Here is a 14,030-nt window from a genome sequence, read left to right as displayed (position 1 = left end):
GAAGCGGTTCAACACTTCGGATTCTGTGCGTTCAGCGCCATTACGCCAGGTGCTTTTTACTTCGCGAGTAAGGCGCATCACGTCCGTAATTTCTACGTCAACCAGGTGGTCGCGGATGATCTGTTTCGCCATTGATACCGCCAGGTGGTTCTTGCCAGTGCCGCAACTCCCTGTCATCACCAACCCGGTGCCGGATTCGAAAATTTTCTTCCAGCTCTGCGCATAGCGCTGGCAGTTGCTCAGGTTCTTCGCTGCCATCGGATTAACTGGCTGGTAGTTGGAAAATTCGCAGTTCTGGAAGCGCGGGGCGATACCGGCTTCATCCAGCAGATTTTCAACTGCGAGTTGACGCAGTTCTGATTTGACATTGTGCTGCTCTTCCCGAAGGCAATCCGGGCACAGTGAGATTTTTCGACCAGGAACGCCGCGATATTCCGGCCCCGTCAAGGTGATTTGCTGGTACTCACCATGGGTTGCGCAGATCACTGGCTGAGTTTGTTTTTCCCAGCTTGCGTAATGCGAAGGGAGCTCGCCACCCAAGGCATAATCCAGACAATCCACCAGCTCGACTTCTCGACGCTCCAGTTCAAGACGTTTTTTGCGCTGCTCAAAATTTAACATGTTCACCTCGTATCACCAGTTGCACCCAGACTCACCGTAATTCTGCCCCTCGAACCCCGACACCGGCGGCAAGGTATGCCGCACACCTCCGGGCGCGGATGGCGTTTGCCAGGTTTCATCGAAGTGTCGATCGGGGCCGAAGAACGTTGCGGCCTGCTTGACGAACTCAGAGCCCAGCTTGCCGGTAGCCGCCACAAACGCCGCGTAGCGCTTCACCCCTGCCAGCATGGCTTCTGGCGTGGCCCCGTCTTTGAGGCGAGCATTCCAGGCTTTGTAGGCCGAGGGCTTGGGGTTGCCGCCGGCGCGTTTTGGATATGCCTGCCAGGCCGCCTCAAATTCAGGTGAATAATCCTGCTTGGCAGAACGCCTCGGCGTAGGAGCGTCAGCGAATGCGCCAATAGGTTTTTTAATCTCTGTAGTAATCTCTGTAGTAATCTCTGTAGGATCGAAATCGGGTTTTCCCGACCCGCGGCGAGGGGTTTCCCTCCCCCGCGACGCAGGGATTCCCGACTTTCCGAAATCGGATTTGCCGACCTCCCGAAAACGGGTTTCCCCATTTCGGGAAATGTGACTGTTTTCATTAATGATTTCATCAAGACGATCACAATCAATACGAAAATACATTTTGTGTTCGAGACGCTTGTGTGTCTCGATAAGAATGCCTCGAGAAACAAGCTGTTTGCGGGCAGTCGCCTGTTGCTCGAAAGTCAGACCCGTTTCCGATTCGATAGCTTCGCGCGTTTTATGAACGCCTTCTACGGCGTGCGCTTTGTCCTGCCAGTAGAATACTTGGCTGAAAAAAATAACTGCGTGAGGACTTCCCATGGCCTTAACTAGTCCCGGGTAGTAAGCTACCGGCGCCCCAAAATCCATTAACAAATCAGATGGACGCATTTTTATTCCCCCCCGCATAACTCAAAATAAAAACGATGGTTGGTATCAATACCCAGTACAGGAAACGCTCCCGCCGCCATCAAATAGCAAAGCTGCGCCCCACTGAAAATATTGCACCCCACCTTCCTGGCAGCGATTACAAGGCGGAACTCGTCAATAGATTTTGCCCCCTTTATGCGATTACAAGCCTTGCAGCATGCAAGCAGATTTGATAGGTCATTCGAGCCGCCCTTACTTTGGGGATAATGTGATCGGCTGAATAATCATCAAAAGACAATGGCTTCCCGCAATAGCCACAGTGACCCTGTTTTTTTTAAATATTACCAACGCTTTTTGAGCCGATACTTTCATTCGCCAACCTTAGCCGTTGCCTTGCACGCGAACACAAAGGCCTCCACCACCGCTTCGGCGGGTGGTTATTGCAGCGGCTTTTCACTTCATCATCACGCTTGCCCAGCGATAAACCAACTCCTCAACCACTCTCGGTACGGAATTCTTTCACAACCCAGGAAAATGTTGTTGGCAATATCGCATCCATCTCGTAACCCGCGATAAACGCGTCTTTGCTTCTTTCGTCTTTCATGTTTGCTCCCGGTTGATTCAGTCATCGTCATTCCTCCGCCTGGCAGTAAACTGCCGGCATGATGGTTTTGAGGGGAGTTAGGCATGCTGAGCACCAGAAAAACCTTTAGGATCCTGTGCGCTCGATAACTTCAGTTGTCGTTGCTTTTCTGGCAATCCATCAAAAACCCCTGGGTAAAGATCTGGTCTGATCTCATGAGGGGTAACCTTCCACCCAACAGCCTCACTAAGCAGCAGTACCTTTCCGTCAGGAACTTTGTGGTTTAACCACAGGCTCACCGTTTGTTGTCTGCACCCCAACACCCTCGCCAAGCCGCTTTGACTCGTCACTTTCATAATGAGGTGCTTAAGCTCTCTGTTCATGATCATCCCTCGTTGTAAATACAATAATACTACAATAATATATTGTATTGGAGTTTTCAACGGATGGGATACAATTAAGAAATGAAAAACACACGCGAAACAGTTTTCTCCCAGCGCCTAAACGAAGCGCTGACAGAGCTTGGGCTTAGCCAATCTGAGCTAGCTCGCCGCATTGATGTCACCCCCCAAGCAGTTCAGCGGTGGTGTAATGGCTATGGTTCTCCAAGAAGCAAGTATCTATCGGCCATATCTAAGGCGACAGGAAAGCCGGAGCATTGGTTCTTTCTTCCGTATGGTACGCAACAAGACCAAGTTTCTGCCGTTGTAGATCAGCCGTCGAGCGCGTCAGATGATCTGGTTTCCCTCACACTAACACCTGATGAAATTAAATTAATCAATACTTACAGAGACTTACCTGGAGTTGAGAGAAAAAGAATGCTCGATTTATTTGAACTCAGGCTAGAAGAGATCAATAAATACATAACTGAATACCTATTAAAAAAATAATCAAATAAATCATCAAATTAAGAATCCAAGGAGCGACCCTTGGATTTTTTTTTGCCTTAAGATATTGCAATCTACAATATTAGATTGTAGATTTAATTGTAACGACGCCCCCATTACGATTCAGCCGTGGGAAATGCAGATAGCCATACCTCGTTGAATGACCCTGTGTCGATGCAGATCCGGGATGTCGTTAATTACAGCAGCAAGGCCAGCGCATTAAGTATTTATGCGATAAACCATGCGGGAATTAACAAGTTATAAATCGGGAGGTTTTATCGTGAAAATGAAATCGATGAAAGCAAATTGACATATATTAGCGACTAGCGCGGCTGAAGTTTTTGTTCTACTTAACCTTCTCACTGAGAATGCCCGCCGCGGATTTCACTTGGAGGATACCGATACGCTTTTGCCACTGTCAGGTATTACAAAGCTAGCGGGTGAACTGAATGATAACTTATTCAAGTTGGTTGAAAGTAATCATGGTGAAAAAAATCATTCTTAATACGAACTCTGGCGGCGACGCCAATTCAATCGCCAGAGCCTACCCATCAAACCCGTAAAATTTAAAAGAGGCTGATATGGACATACCACGCCCAAAAGCCAAAGAATCAACCAGGCTTGTATTGGTTGACATAAAAAACTTAATCGAGCCACAAGCGCTTAATTAAAGACAATCCCACTTCATGGCCTTGGAAAGCTGTGTATGCACATGGTTAAGCAAGCATACGGTGTAGAATGTGATGAACCAATGCCTGAGATCGGTGACAGGAATGGCAATTTTATTTGTACTCGCGTTGATTTAGATACAGGGGAGTACGAGTTTTTGTCCGAGCGTACTTATAACCATCGAGTTATGAACGGCTATGAATTGTGTCTCGAGGGTGCCTCATGACTGATATTTATCATGCACTGATGGTAAGGGATTTCAGCGGTATCTTGACGAGGTGCTCGGGAAGCCAGGTAGCCTACTTCGCTGCTGCTGCCGCTATTGACGCAGCATTGTTTGGTTATCGGTAATCTTGTTTTGGAAGCTGATGAGAGTTGAAGGATATACAGATTCAGAGGCTTAAGCGAGACCTCGTCTTAATTGGAAACTGTCCTAAGAAGCTTTCCTCGGATGGCTCAGTTTTTAAAGCAAAATGGTAGCGTCGCCGAGCACATCCTAAATAAGCGACAGGGGGGGGGGCTAAATAATGAGCACTCTCACGCGCCAAGGCATCAAGGCATTGCTGAATGAAGTCATCATTAACGCTACATCCAGACTTTAGCGGCCGCCTGACGGTTTATATTGAGAATGGCGAATTGAAGGCGTATCGCCCTCACTCACCAGAGGAATTTACAGCAACACTCGGTACGTTTATTGAGTTAGCAGAAAGAGCTGGCTGGACAGTAAAGCCCACCGGAGGAAGAATAATGCGTAAAGATTTTGGAAGTATCGGCATCGATGACGCGTTTCAGTTAAAACAACAGCCAGTGTATGTTGTGACACGTCACGGACGCAGCAAGAAAAGTTTTAGCCGTGAAACAGCCATTCGTCGCTTGGCTCACTTTATGGTTCAAAAAACATTTGACCGCGCTGGAGTACCAACTCATGAAGGCGGCGTAATCCACTTTCATCGCGGTGAAATAACACTGGGTTATTGGCAAGCGCATCATCGCTGTGAAAGGCGCATTCGTAAATTACTGGCTCGCAAAGCGTGATAAAGAAAAATGGCAGCGCGAGTATGATGAATGGGCGGCAAAGCACGATGACTTAATGAAACGCCGCCCGTATTAATTAAACAATCTCCAACAAGATTTTAATTATGGCCTTCAGGCTGACGGTTTCGCTCGGCCTGAATTTAGACAGCAGGTAATTAACGATGACTCAGTGGTTCAAACAATATTGCTTTAAATCGTCGGCGTATCGCCCTCGCCTATCTCGATTTTTGCCAGCGCCATTTCGGCGGCAAATGGTCTGACGTGGTTATTTCGAAAAAGAAAACTGGTTCGCGTTGACCTGACCCAGGAGTGCCTCGAGGCGCTGATGAAAGAGTTCATCGAGAACATGGTTCGCGCTGAATTCGGTATCGCCGGCGGGCAGGAGCAGATCGCCAATTCCTACGACGCGATGCTGAGCAAAGACCGTAGCCGCCTTACGCCGCTCGGCAAGTCAGCGATGGAAGAAATGATGATCGACGCCGTCGCCTACAAGCTCCACAACCAAGCAGCCAGCTGCTGCAGGTGGTGGCGTGATGGCAACCATGCAACTGATCGATGCCCAGTGCCGCGTAGAGCAGGCGCAGCAGATCCTCAATCTGTGGCTGGAGTCCTGCAACGACCGCACCGACCAAGTAGAGCGCACGATGGTCTGCGCGATGATCACCCTGCTGGATGGTGTGCCTGAGTCGATCCGCACCTTCAATAACGGTACGCCAATGGCGCAGCTGCGGGAGGCCCAATGATAAAGATTCCGTACAGCGAAGCAGCCCAGCGGGCTATCCAGCACGAAAAGGCCGAAGAGTTCATTCAGGCGGCCACGTTCTGGCGCATCGCTGAGTCATTCGCGGTGAAGTCGGTTAACCAGGATTGGGCAGCCACCCGCGCCGAGCTGTGCGAAAAGCGCCACAGCCTTACGGAGCGGCTGGAGCAGCTGCAAGAAAGCGCCAGTGAGCGAGCAAAGGAGGCAGCGAAAACCAAGGCCAAGAAGAAGATGGCTGAGGCGCTCAAGGCCCATATCAAGACCACCAGCGAAGAGGTATAGCAATGGCGAAAAAAGGCGGCAGTAAAACGTGCCAAGGCATGTGTGGCATGACGCTGGCCCAGGGGTACCGGCTGACCCGTCAACAAGCTTGGGAGTACGGCAACGTGCAGAAGTCAGTGGCGGACTACAGAACGGCCGACGGCAATATCCAGATGCCGCTGAACCGGAGTATGCGCCGGCACGCAAAAACACATGGGGTTCAACTTAAAGAAGGCGACGAAATAATGGAAAAGCAAATGACAGTAGTAGGTGGCAAACCAATGATGAGCAGCCGCTTAAATTGCCCGTCTTACCACAAAGGAGCACAAGGATGTCTGCCGAGATATTCGAGTGATGCTTGTGCAGCTTTATGGTGGTGATGAGCGTGATTATATCCGTAGCGCAAATTTGCTCTACGATACAAATCAATGTGTTAGCTGCATTCAGTACGATACCTCAAATCCTAACGCCCTGGGAGTATCTGCTCGACTATGAGCACTCTCAGTGCCTGGTCGCTGGTTACGATGCGGCTCGTCGCATGGCAATTATTAATGAGTGGCAGGATATGAAAGTAGAGCTGGCACAACCACGTATTGCCGCACCGGCCCCGGTACAGCAGGCGATCTCCACATCCGATCACATTCTGTCGGTCGCCCGCGTCGTAGCAGAGGCCACCGCCTCCGCAACGATGAAAGCCGTGATGGAGCTTTCCGGCACGCAGGTGTTCGCTGCGCAAGCTCTGCCACCAGCATCACCTGAGCAAGTCGCGCCGGTATCGGTTGCTGAACCAGTTGGCACGCCGCCAGCCCCGGAATTCTCACCAGTCATCGATCTGATGTGGGCCTTTGGCATCTCCGACGCAGCATGCCGGCGCCTGGCAAGTTACGCCAACCTGCCGACCAAGCTTACCAATGGCGAGCGTGGCCACCTGCTGATCCACCATTCCTCTTTCGCTGATGCGGTATTCACCCTGATCGACGAATCCACACCGCCGACGGGTAAGCGAAAACGCTGGCAGCACCCAGACTTCGGCGGCTTCACGCTCAAGGTCACCGAGACCAACAAAGCCGCCGTGGAGGCCAAGCAATGATCGGTACTCAGAGCAAAGTGATGAACTACGACCCGAACTATACGCTGTGTGGACGCATGGCAAAGCAAAACCGTCCGCCTGACGTTCGGCCAGTGGAAATACCGCACATCGGTAGACGTGGTTGTCGGCGGAAATAGTAACGGGTTCAGCGTTATTGAGTGTGCTATCGGTGTCGCTTATGAGCAATTGGGCACCGTCCCGTTCTTCAATGACGATACCGGCAAAGATGACGAGATGGCGGTGATTAACATCGGCAACCTGCAGTGTATGGACGAATGCCTGGAAGGCGAGGATTGGCTGAAAGAAATGCTGATTGGCGCCGAGATTATCAACATTGAACCGGAGGCAGAGCAATGATGTTCCCAACCGATATTCTGCGCGCAGCCCTGTGCTGCGTAGCAAACGAGAACGAGTCTCGCGAATACCTGCAGGGGGTGTACATCTCCCCTACCCACATCCATGCCACTGACGGCCGCGCGGCGGTGATGATGGAGCATGGTGCGGACACCGACATTGATGGGGTGTTTCTGGTCAAGGGCGAAATTCCAGACAGTGCAGAAGTCACGATCATTAAACACATGGACGAGGGCTGGATGGCTATCCATTCGGATGAAGATAAGGAATTTGTCGGTTTCTGCGAGTTGGTGCCGCTAGATTGCCGCTATCCAGACTTCAGCAAAATCCTGCCGGCAGAGCCGGAACCGTGCGACGTGCTGCCAATGTTTTCAGGTCACCTTTTGGCTCTCCCCTATCTGATGTTTGGGTCGGAAATCGGCTTTGCTGCAGTTCGGTTTAAGCCTTCAGGGAAAGGTGGCCCCTGCCAACTGATTTTAGACCCGGGCATTAACCGCCTGTACGGCAATCCGTTCCTGGTCATTATGCCGCTACGCGACAACACCTTCGATCTGCTCGACGAGGTGATGAATGAAGAAGGTATTTGAACTGATTATGTTCACGCTGTTTTTCTCCAGTCTTGCGGGTTTCGGGCTGGCGGCGGGACTCTTTTCATTCCTCGGCACTGCCGAACTGATCGGGAGGGTTATCTGGTGAAAATCGATTACCAAGACCACGGAGCAACCGCCAGCATCACGCTGACCAGCACGGTGTTTGAGTTCCGCCGGCATAACCGCGTCGTTGACACGGCGCTGTTTCTGACCAGCGTCAGCGCGCACCGCAGCGGGTTGTTCTTTATGAAAACCGTGCTATCTGGCCGCTCCGCGCCAATGTTGAAGGTTTACAAAATCGCTTTACAGGAGATGGCACGATGACAAATGCACAAATTAACGAACTGAGAACCGCCGCACTCGATGCAACTCCCGGCCCGTGGGTCTGGTTTACCAGTAACAGCATGGTTCGACTGAGTAGTGTTCCAAGCGGAAAGGATGGTGATGTGCTGAGCGCCTTTCGGGCGACTGATGGCGTGCCGTGCGTGAGTATTAGCCGGTGTGATATGGAATTCATTGCCGCCGCTAACCCTGCCGCCATCCTGAACCTACTGCTGGCACTGGAAGAGAAAGAGCGGTCACTTATTTCGAATGCTGTCGATTATGAATACGAGGCGTTAGAAGCCAAACGGAAACTCGAAGAATCGGAGCGGCGTGCCGACAACATGGCGGCTCTTGCCGACAATTACGACCACCATCGCCAGCGCCTCGATCAGGCCGCGCATAAGGTTATCGAGTGGTGCCGTCAGGAAGCATTGGATCGTACAGGTAAAGCAGAGAACGCCGAATTTTACTCGTGCGTTAAAGAGCTGCGATCAGCATTAGCATTTGTGGAGGCAACCCAGTGAGCATACAAATTGACCAGATTCAACTTGTGGCGGCCATCGCCAAAGAGATCGACCGCCAGCACCCGGGTGCTGGCGTTGAAAGCCGCTGCTTCAACACGATCATCCTGGCGGCGAATAACATCTGTCAGGAGTTCGCTAAGCCAGTGGTGAAGGCATCGGAGGGCATGGGGCTTGCTGACTGGCTCGCCAGCGACGACACAGGGATGAGCAGCCTGTTCATGGCATCCAAGCTGACCGGCATTTTCGAAGCTGAATATGCCTATCCGCGCGATCCGGCAGACTTTGGCCGCTGCCTGCGCCTGGTCGAAGCTGTGCCGGAGCTGGAAAGTAAAATTCGTGACATGTCACAACATGGCAAGGAGTGGGCGGTGGTAGCCGCCCATTGGCATGAATGGGCTGAGGTGTACCGCATTGGTGACGGAAAGCGGCTGTATCGCCTCATGCGGCTTTGCTACGAGGCAGGTGAATGATGGAGATCGAACCAACAGACTTCGACACCTGGCTGCAGGGACAGACAGTACCGATCGATGTGGATTGTGGTTGTGTGGCCGCCGAGGTGCTGCTGTTTTGGGTTAAGAAGGCGTACAACGACGGCCTACAGGCCGGGGCCGGTAAGACGGAGGTGACAGAGTGAACAGAATGTTTTTGTTGATGGCTGAGTTTGAGACCTCGGATATTCCTCTGGAGAAAATCGCGGAGAAATACCTCGGTATCTCAATCGAGTTAGCCAACAAGCGTGCGAACGCTGGCAAGCTGCCTATCCCGAGTTTCCGGGCTGCAGACTCGAACAAAGCCCCGCGCCTGGTGTATGTGAAGGATTTGGCAGACTATCTTGATCAACGCACGGCAGCAGGGAGGGAAGAGTTCAAGCAGGTTAATTCGTAAGTCGGCGCGGGGTGCCGGGTCACCTATAGCACCCCACAAACCCATAACTTACTGATTTAATTAACCACTCAATCCCACCAGATATCGAACTCACCATTCGGTATCACTACCAACCAAATCAAGGGAACTCAAGCACAGCGCAGGCTGGGCCTGGGTTCCTATTTGGTTTATTTTGGTGCATACGGTAACCAAATAGTATATTTTCTCTTTGTCAGCACCCCATAGAGCACCCCATTTTCATGGTGACCCGGAACCGGCAAAGGAATTGAGATGGCATACTATAGCATAGAAAAACGTCCGCGCGCTGATGGTACAACGCGCTACCGCTGCACTGTGGGCGTGAAGCAAGGCGGAAAATACATCTACCGCGAGAGCAAAACCTTTGGGCGCCACCAGCTCGCTAAAACGTGGGGTGCCAACCGGGTGACCCAGATAGAGGCTGATGGGGTGCCAGGCGAAAATAGCTCAAGTGATCTAACTGTAGGTGACCTTATCAGGAAGTACGTGGATGATCCGGCGCTGGGAGGAAAAGTCGGGCGCAGTAAAGGCTATATACTCAACATGCTTGCCGATTGTGATATTGCCAATATTAAGCTGCTGGATTTGCAAGACCACCACGTTATTGAGCATTGCCGCGACCGCAACGCCGCCGGTGCTGGCCCAGCGACAGTAGCTCAAGACCTGAGTTACCTTTCGTCCGTTCTCTCAACAGCCAAACCTATATTCGGCTTGGATTACACTCGCAACCCAGCGAAAGAGGCGCGGGCTACGGCTTTAAAAATGGGATTGATAGGGAAATCACAGCGCAGAACCCGCAGGCCAGCCAGCGACGAACTGGCACGCCTCGTCGCCGGTTTGAGAGAGCGAGCAGGTAAGCGCCAGTCGATTATACCCTACGAAGATATTCTCAATTTTTCGATACTGTCATGCATGAGGATAGGTGAAGTCTGCCGCATAAGGTGGGAGGACGTGAACGAGCAGCAACGGGCGGTGATGGTCAGAGACAGGAAGGATCCGAGAAAGAAAGCCGGCAATCATATGATGGTGCCGCTTCTCGGTGAGGCATGGGATATCGTTCAGCGCCAGCCGAAAAAATCCGAGCTTATCTTCCCATACAAGCCACAGTCCGTTAGTTCAGGCTTCCAGCGCGTCAGAGACCGATTAGGCATAGAGGACTTGCGCTATCACGATATGCGTCGTGAGGCGGCCAGTAGGCTTTTTGAGGCGGGGTTTAGCATTGAGGAAGTTGCCCAGGTCACCGGCCATCGCAACTTGAATCTGCTTTGGCAGGTATACACCGAGCTCTACCCGAAATCACTGCATGAGAAGTTCGAGCAGTTGAAGAAATCGAAGTTGACCGAACAATGATCGGACTGTACAAATATCCAGCAAACTTCTATCGGGCTCAGAACATGAAATCTCAAGACGAAATTATCGGCATGCGGCAACTAACCAACTTTCAGGCAGACCATAGCGCTTTTGGCGGTTTTGTTCTGCTACACTCATCCTTCGTGGATACAATGTCATATGTTTGCGCTGACAAGGCCACTGCCTTTGCCGATCAGGATGTGATGATTCGGCTGGACGTTGCCAAGGCGCTGATCCGCGAGCTGCAGAAGCGCGTCGATTACATCGAAGCCGGCATCGAAAACAATGCCGTGCACCTGGTTGATTAAAAACTGGTTATAGGTGGTATCGGTCACCACCGCCCCACCAGCATAACGATTTGATAATATTACTAAAGATTAGCAATTACCATCCATTTTCCGCCAGGCGGTCAGCACCATCCAAGATGCTGCCCCTGCCGATGTTCAACCATTCGAACACTACGAGGCCGGCGACGGGGCAGCAGATTTTAGATAGGGGCTACGATTGAGTTTTCAAGTCTGCCGGGTTCCCTCCCGGCACAATGGCATTACCAAATCAGGAACTGCGGGCCGAACGTGAAACGCAGGTAGAGGCAGATCGATTTGTATTCATCGACTGTCAGCAGCCGATTGAACACAAGCACAACAGAAACATGCGCCCATCCCGTGAACTGCCCTGCGCTTCTGTGACCACCGATCAGCAGTGTATTCGACTGCACCTGGCGGCCAGCCCCTAGCGACGAATTAGAGACAATGTTTTTTGCGGTCGGGTCATAGAATCCAGAGACAGAACGCCCTGGGTTAAACTGGCCAGTGCCGATCACGAAGTCTGTATTCGGGATATTCACGATCGGCGTAATCGCATTCGTTAGCCCCGCAGTTACCCATGCATTCGCTACTACGGAAGTGTCAGTTAGACGCAGTGAATCTCCACCGACGCCATCATAATTTGAGATAACCATTCCCTGTCCGCCGGTACTGGAATTATCAGAGCGAAGCGCTATTGAAATGACGCTCATTTCATTTTGAGAGGGGATGCCCGTATCAAAACAGTTTTGCGCGTTACAGACGGCATACGGACCATCGAGCTGCGGACTACCCACTTTCTTCAGTGGCTTGGTTGGATCGGCATAGTTATAAAGTGCGTCGGCTGTATATTCGGTTGTGAAATACGCGCCGAGCAATCCCGCTTTGACAGGAACATCCAGAGCGATAGTTTCGAATTCAGACGCTTTCGGAAATCCTACACCTGGCATGGTCCAATTAATGATCTCAGGAAATGGCATTTTTATAACCCCTTACAAGAATTTTTCAACGTTCTGTGTTGCCAGCAGTTGTGCGCCGACGTCGTTTAGATGGAGGTTGTTAAACCAAAGACCAGCAGCATCACCATCAGCCCAATTTTTAGGAAATACGTCATATCCGCTATAGAACTCGGCATTTTTCTGGACTGATAGGCTCCTGATCGCATCGTTAAATACCGACATATTTGTAGCGCCGGTTGCGTTTGGAATTGGCGGAGAAATGAGAATGATGCCCATATCTTTATTAACTGAGCGGTATGAATCAATCAGGTCACTGTACCCTGCATAAAATGCATCAATGCTCACACTTTTCCAATAATCGTTAATGCCGATTATGATAATCGCTACGTCTGGATTAATGTACTCAACGAAATGCGGAATGTGTGGCAAAACATAACTATACATTGGCGTTGTCATGCCACCATTGCCGCATTTGTATAGCGTGGCACCGATTGGTTTATCCGCGTTAAAACCATAAAGCGAAACCGTCCCAGTGTTCCCATTTGTGTTAATGCGCAGAGAGTGCTCGCCGTCCGACAGCCCTGTGATATCGACGAATTTTTTTCGTTTTCGTATTACCACCCACAACAGCCACCCAGTCGCCAGCGCCATCGACTCGGTAATTAAATGTGCCGTCACCGTCATAATAGTTGATGCGCAGCGTATTGCAGTTAACCCCATTAATTTGCAGCGTCGCAAACTGATTCGCAGATGTCAGGGAAAACCCATCATGTGAACACCCAATGTCACTATTCGGCGCGCTACCGTTTGAGGCATCATAAACAGTAAATCCGTTGTGAACGATTGACACGTTATTCAGGCAATTGTTCGTTTCCGTTCCGCCGTCAATGTTAAATGAAACCCATCCATCTCCACCGCGTCCATATTTGGAGTAAATCAAATTAGCGATAGCCTGAGAAATCGATTTCCACTCCATCCAAGAATCGCCGACAGTGATAATTCTCAGGTTTTGGTTGCTGCCAATATCATGCTTTGCCACTTTAGCGCGGTATGGCCACAGCGAGCTACCATCAGTAAAACTCATTATCGCTGAACTTTTTAATGTGTCTTTGTGAATGCCTTTAGCAACTAACATTCCATCTTTAAACCCGAGAATGACATTATCAGACATGTCTTTTATCGCAATGAGATTCCCAAGGTCACGCATCGGCTTTAACATTTTTTGAGTTATCCGTAGTTTTTTAGCGATAGATTTAACCAGTCTATTACCAGCCCCAAACGCGTCAAATCGGCCGAATTCAAATGATGTCAGCACATTGCCCGACATATCCTGCGCCGTAGAAAAGTGCTCGCGGCTTTGTGCAATGCGCTTCGTTTTACTTTCTAACGCACCAACGCGGCGCAATGCCTGCATTACGCGGCGCGATACCGATGTAACAAACCGCTCACTGGCCTCCGAATTAATAAACTCAGCCACCCCGCCAGCATTTTTGTAGTAATTGAAGATGACCGTAACACCGCCACCATCTGGTATTGCTACTCGAAACAGTTTCCCGTCTGGCGTCCCGGCTATACCTGCGATCGTGCCGTCAGGATCGGTTGATGATGTGTAATAGGTATTGGCATCTGCGATGTTCTGGGCGTTTTCTGCGGCCGTCTCGGCTCGTTCAGCGGCATCATCAGCGCCTGAAACAGCCTCTTTAGCCTGGCGGCTGAACTTAAACGCGGCATCAGCCGACTGAGCGGCGCTATCTGCCGACAGGCTGCTCTTTGCTTCGTCAGTTGCTTGTTGTGTGCTGCGGGCTCCCAGCACAATGTCTGTGCCGACGACGCCATCAACTGGCAATCCTTCAGATGACATATATTTCTCCGGTGTTGTGGAGTTGGTTATTGACAATTAGCACCAATGGGGCTATTATTTATTACATGAGGTAGCGGAAAG

22 protein-coding genes and 1 pseudogene are annotated in these 14,030 nt (G+C 50.8%); 16 read left to right on the top strand and 7 right to left on the bottom strand.

Going from position 1 to position 14,030, the window contains the following annotated elements; translation table 11 throughout:
• The 4 genes and pseudogenes from FHU12_RS26625 to FHU12_RS26610 form a co-directional block, all read right to left on the bottom strand.
• Window positions 1-621: ATP-binding protein (locus FHU12_RS26625; RefSeq protein ID WP_141972803.1), on the bottom strand; the 621-nt coding region annotated here is incomplete at its 3' end.
• 12 nt (window positions 622-633) lie between these two features.
• A complete protein-coding gene (locus FHU12_RS26620) occupies window positions 634-1,515 on the bottom strand; it encodes an LvrA C-terminal domain-related protein (protein ID WP_141972801.1) in 882 nt (293 codons plus the stop codon).
• 2 nt (window positions 1,516-1,517) lie between these two features.
• Window positions 1,518-1,745: pseudogene (locus tag FHU12_RS27595) on the bottom strand (hypothetical protein); the annotation flags it as partial.
• Window positions 1,746-2,175: 430 nt separating this feature from the next.
• Window positions 2,176-2,460, bottom strand: a complete 285-nt coding sequence (locus FHU12_RS26610; RefSeq protein WP_110662797.1) for a transcriptional regulator — start codon at window positions 2,458-2,460, stop codon at window positions 2,176-2,178.
• A gap of 81 nt (window positions 2,461-2,541) precedes the next feature.
• Between FHU12_RS26610 and FHU12_RS26605 the strand changes: the two genes are divergently transcribed.
• The 16 genes from FHU12_RS26605 (at window position 2,542) to FHU12_RS26535 (ending at window position 11,132) form a co-directional block, all read left to right on the top strand.
• Window positions 2,542-2,967: a helix-turn-helix domain-containing protein gene (locus FHU12_RS26605; protein WP_110662719.1), complete on the top strand. Its 426-nt coding sequence runs from the start codon at window positions 2,542-2,544 to the stop codon at window positions 2,965-2,967.
• Window positions 2,968-4,200: 1,233 nt separating this feature from the next.
• Window positions 4,201-4,668, top strand: coding sequence for a hypothetical protein (locus FHU12_RS27510; protein WP_260440766.1), 468 nt, complete (start codon window positions 4,201-4,203; stop codon window positions 4,666-4,668).
• Between the two features lie 533 nt (window positions 4,669-5,201).
• Window positions 5,202-5,411, top strand: coding sequence for a hypothetical protein (locus FHU12_RS26595; RefSeq protein WP_141972713.1), 210 nt, complete (start codon window positions 5,202-5,204; stop codon window positions 5,409-5,411).
• Entirely contained in the window at window positions 5,408-5,710 is a 303-nt protein-coding gene (locus tag FHU12_RS26590; RefSeq protein ID WP_141972711.1) for an ANR family transcriptional regulator, read from the top strand. Before FHU12_RS26595 ends, FHU12_RS26590 begins: the two co-directional genes overlap by 4 nt.
• A gap of 2 nt (window positions 5,711-5,712) precedes the next feature.
• On the top strand, window positions 5,713-6,069 hold the full coding sequence (locus tag FHU12_RS26585; RefSeq protein WP_141972799.1) for a hypothetical protein: 357 nt from the start codon (window positions 5,713-5,715) through the stop codon (window positions 6,067-6,069).
• On the top strand, window positions 6,060-6,779 hold the full coding sequence (locus FHU12_RS26580; protein WP_141972797.1) for a DNA-binding protein: 720 nt from the start codon (window positions 6,060-6,062) through the stop codon (window positions 6,777-6,779). Before FHU12_RS26585 ends, FHU12_RS26580 begins: the two co-directional genes overlap by 10 nt.
• A 48-nt stretch (window positions 6,780-6,827) precedes the next feature.
• Window positions 6,828-7,136, top strand: a complete 309-nt coding sequence (locus FHU12_RS26575) for a DUF5406 family protein (protein ID WP_376698861.1) — start codon at window positions 6,828-6,830, stop codon at window positions 7,134-7,136.
• Window positions 7,133-7,720 (top strand): beta clamp domain-containing protein, encoded by a 588-nt coding sequence (locus tag FHU12_RS26570; RefSeq protein ID WP_141972707.1) that lies wholly within the window; start codon window positions 7,133-7,135, stop codon window positions 7,718-7,720. The genes FHU12_RS26575 and FHU12_RS26570 overlap by 4 nt, the downstream gene beginning before the upstream one ends.
• Window positions 7,704-7,829, top strand: coding sequence for a hypothetical protein (locus tag FHU12_RS26565; RefSeq protein WP_060425221.1), 126 nt, complete (start codon window positions 7,704-7,706; stop codon window positions 7,827-7,829). The genes FHU12_RS26570 and FHU12_RS26565 overlap by 17 nt, the downstream gene beginning before the upstream one ends.
• Window positions 7,826-8,047 carry a hypothetical protein gene (locus FHU12_RS26560; RefSeq protein ID WP_110662697.1) on the top strand — a complete coding sequence of 74 codons (222 nt, stop codon included), beginning with the start codon at window positions 7,826-7,828 and terminating at the stop codon, window positions 8,045-8,047. The genes FHU12_RS26565 and FHU12_RS26560 overlap by 4 nt, the downstream gene beginning before the upstream one ends.
• Window positions 8,044-8,571 carry an ead/Ea22-like family protein gene (locus tag FHU12_RS26555; RefSeq protein ID WP_141972705.1) on the top strand — a complete coding sequence of 176 codons (528 nt, stop codon included), beginning with the start codon at window positions 8,044-8,046 and terminating at the stop codon, window positions 8,569-8,571. Before FHU12_RS26560 ends, FHU12_RS26555 begins: the two co-directional genes overlap by 4 nt.
• On the top strand, window positions 8,568-9,041 hold the full coding sequence (locus FHU12_RS26550) for a hypothetical protein (protein WP_260440762.1): 474 nt from the start codon (window positions 8,568-8,570) through the stop codon (window positions 9,039-9,041). The genes FHU12_RS26555 and FHU12_RS26550 overlap by 4 nt, the downstream gene beginning before the upstream one ends.
• Entirely contained in the window at window positions 9,038-9,205 is a 168-nt protein-coding gene (locus tag FHU12_RS27265; RefSeq protein WP_185742348.1) for a hypothetical protein, read from the top strand. Before FHU12_RS26550 ends, FHU12_RS27265 begins: the two co-directional genes overlap by 4 nt.
• Before the next feature lie 5 nt (window positions 9,206-9,210).
• Window positions 9,211-9,456, top strand: a complete 246-nt coding sequence (locus FHU12_RS26545; protein ID WP_141973098.1) for a pyocin activator PrtN family protein — start codon at window positions 9,211-9,213, stop codon at window positions 9,454-9,456.
• Window positions 9,457-9,726: 270 nt separating this feature from the next.
• A complete protein-coding gene (locus tag FHU12_RS26540) occupies window positions 9,727-10,824 on the top strand; it encodes a tyrosine-type recombinase/integrase (protein ID WP_141966644.1) in 1,098 nt (365 codons plus the stop codon).
• Between the two features lie 44 nt (window positions 10,825-10,868).
• A complete protein-coding gene (locus FHU12_RS26535; protein WP_141966642.1) occupies window positions 10,869-11,132 on the top strand; it encodes a hypothetical protein in 264 nt (87 codons plus the stop codon).
• A 239-nt stretch (window positions 11,133-11,371) separates the two neighbouring features.
• Here FHU12_RS26535 and FHU12_RS26530 read toward each other — a convergent pair whose 3' ends face one another.
• Genes FHU12_RS26530 through FHU12_RS27260 form a run of 3 tightly spaced genes read right to left on the bottom strand, consistent with a single transcriptional unit; the run spans window position 11,372 to window position 13,949 of the window.
• Window positions 11,372-12,109, bottom strand: a complete 738-nt coding sequence (locus FHU12_RS26530; protein WP_141966640.1) for a hypothetical protein — start codon at window positions 12,107-12,109, stop codon at window positions 11,372-11,374.
• Window positions 12,110-12,121: 12 nt separating this feature from the next.
• Window positions 12,122-12,739, bottom strand: a complete 618-nt coding sequence (locus FHU12_RS26525; protein ID WP_260440765.1) for an SGNH/GDSL hydrolase family protein — start codon at window positions 12,737-12,739, stop codon at window positions 12,122-12,124.
• Complete coding sequence (locus FHU12_RS27260) at window positions 12,636-13,949, bottom strand: hypothetical protein (RefSeq protein ID WP_185742350.1); 1,314 nt, start codon at window positions 13,947-13,949, stop codon at window positions 12,636-12,638. The genes FHU12_RS26525 and FHU12_RS27260 overlap by 104 nt, the downstream gene beginning before the upstream one ends.
• Between the last annotated feature and the right edge of the window lie 81 nt (window positions 13,950-14,030).

It is taken from the genome of Serratia marcescens (assembly GCF_006715005.1).
Classification (GTDB): Bacteria; Pseudomonadota; Gammaproteobacteria; order Enterobacterales; family Enterobacteriaceae; genus Serratia; species Serratia montpellierensis.
This window is presented reverse-complemented; position numbering and strand designations above follow the sequence as displayed.

Excerpts from the sequence above, each read along its gene's own strand:
- FHU12_RS26610 (WP_110662797.1), bottom strand. The coding sequence starts at position 2,460 with ATGAACAGAGAGCTTAAGCACCTCATTATGAAAGTGACGAGTCAAAGC.
- FHU12_RS26620 (WP_141972801.1), bottom strand. The coding sequence starts at position 1,515 with ATGCGTCCATCTGATTTGTTAATGGATTTTGGGGCGCCGGTAGCTTAC.
- FHU12_RS26595 (WP_141972713.1), top strand. The coding sequence starts at position 5,202 with ATGGCAACCATGCAACTGATCGATGCCCAGTGCCGCGTAGAGCAGGCG.
- FHU12_RS26565 (WP_060425221.1), top strand. The coding sequence starts at position 7,704 with ATGAAGAAGGTATTTGAACTGATTATGTTCACGCTGTTTTTCTCCAGT.
- FHU12_RS26590 (WP_141972711.1), top strand. The coding sequence starts at position 5,408 with ATGATAAAGATTCCGTACAGCGAAGCAGCCCAGCGGGCTATCCAGCAC.
- FHU12_RS26570 (WP_141972707.1), top strand. The coding sequence starts at position 7,133 with ATGATGTTCCCAACCGATATTCTGCGCGCAGCCCTGTGCTGCGTAGCA.
- FHU12_RS27265 (WP_185742348.1), top strand. The coding sequence starts at position 9,038 with ATGATGGAGATCGAACCAACAGACTTCGACACCTGGCTGCAGGGACAG.
- FHU12_RS26580 (WP_141972797.1), top strand. The coding sequence starts at position 6,060 with ATGGTGGTGATGAGCGTGATTATATCCGTAGCGCAAATTTGCTCTACG.
- FHU12_RS26605 (WP_110662719.1), top strand. The coding sequence starts at position 2,542 with ATGAAAAACACACGCGAAACAGTTTTCTCCCAGCGCCTAAACGAAGCG.
- FHU12_RS26585 (WP_141972799.1), top strand. The coding sequence starts at position 5,713 with ATGGCGAAAAAAGGCGGCAGTAAAACGTGCCAAGGCATGTGTGGCATG.
- FHU12_RS27260 (WP_185742350.1), bottom strand. The coding sequence starts at position 13,949 with ATGTCATCTGAAGGATTGCCAGTTGATGGCGTCGTCGGCACAGACATT.
- FHU12_RS26535 (WP_141966642.1), top strand. The coding sequence starts at position 10,869 with ATGAAATCTCAAGACGAAATTATCGGCATGCGGCAACTAACCAACTTT.
- FHU12_RS26540 (WP_141966644.1), top strand. The coding sequence starts at position 9,727 with ATGGCATACTATAGCATAGAAAAACGTCCGCGCGCTGATGGTACAACG.
- FHU12_RS26525 (WP_260440765.1), bottom strand. The coding sequence starts at position 12,739 with ATGGCGCTGGCGACTGGGTGGCTGTTGTGGGTGGTAATACGAAAACGA.
- FHU12_RS27510 (WP_260440766.1), top strand. The coding sequence starts at position 4,201 with ATGAAGTCATCATTAACGCTACATCCAGACTTTAGCGGCCGCCTGACG.
- FHU12_RS26545 (WP_141973098.1), top strand. The coding sequence starts at position 9,211 with ATGTTTTTGTTGATGGCTGAGTTTGAGACCTCGGATATTCCTCTGGAG.
- FHU12_RS26530 (WP_141966640.1), bottom strand. The coding sequence starts at position 12,109 with ATGCCATTTCCTGAGATCATTAATTGGACCATGCCAGGTGTAGGATTT.
- FHU12_RS26555 (WP_141972705.1), top strand. The coding sequence starts at position 8,044 with ATGACAAATGCACAAATTAACGAACTGAGAACCGCCGCACTCGATGCA.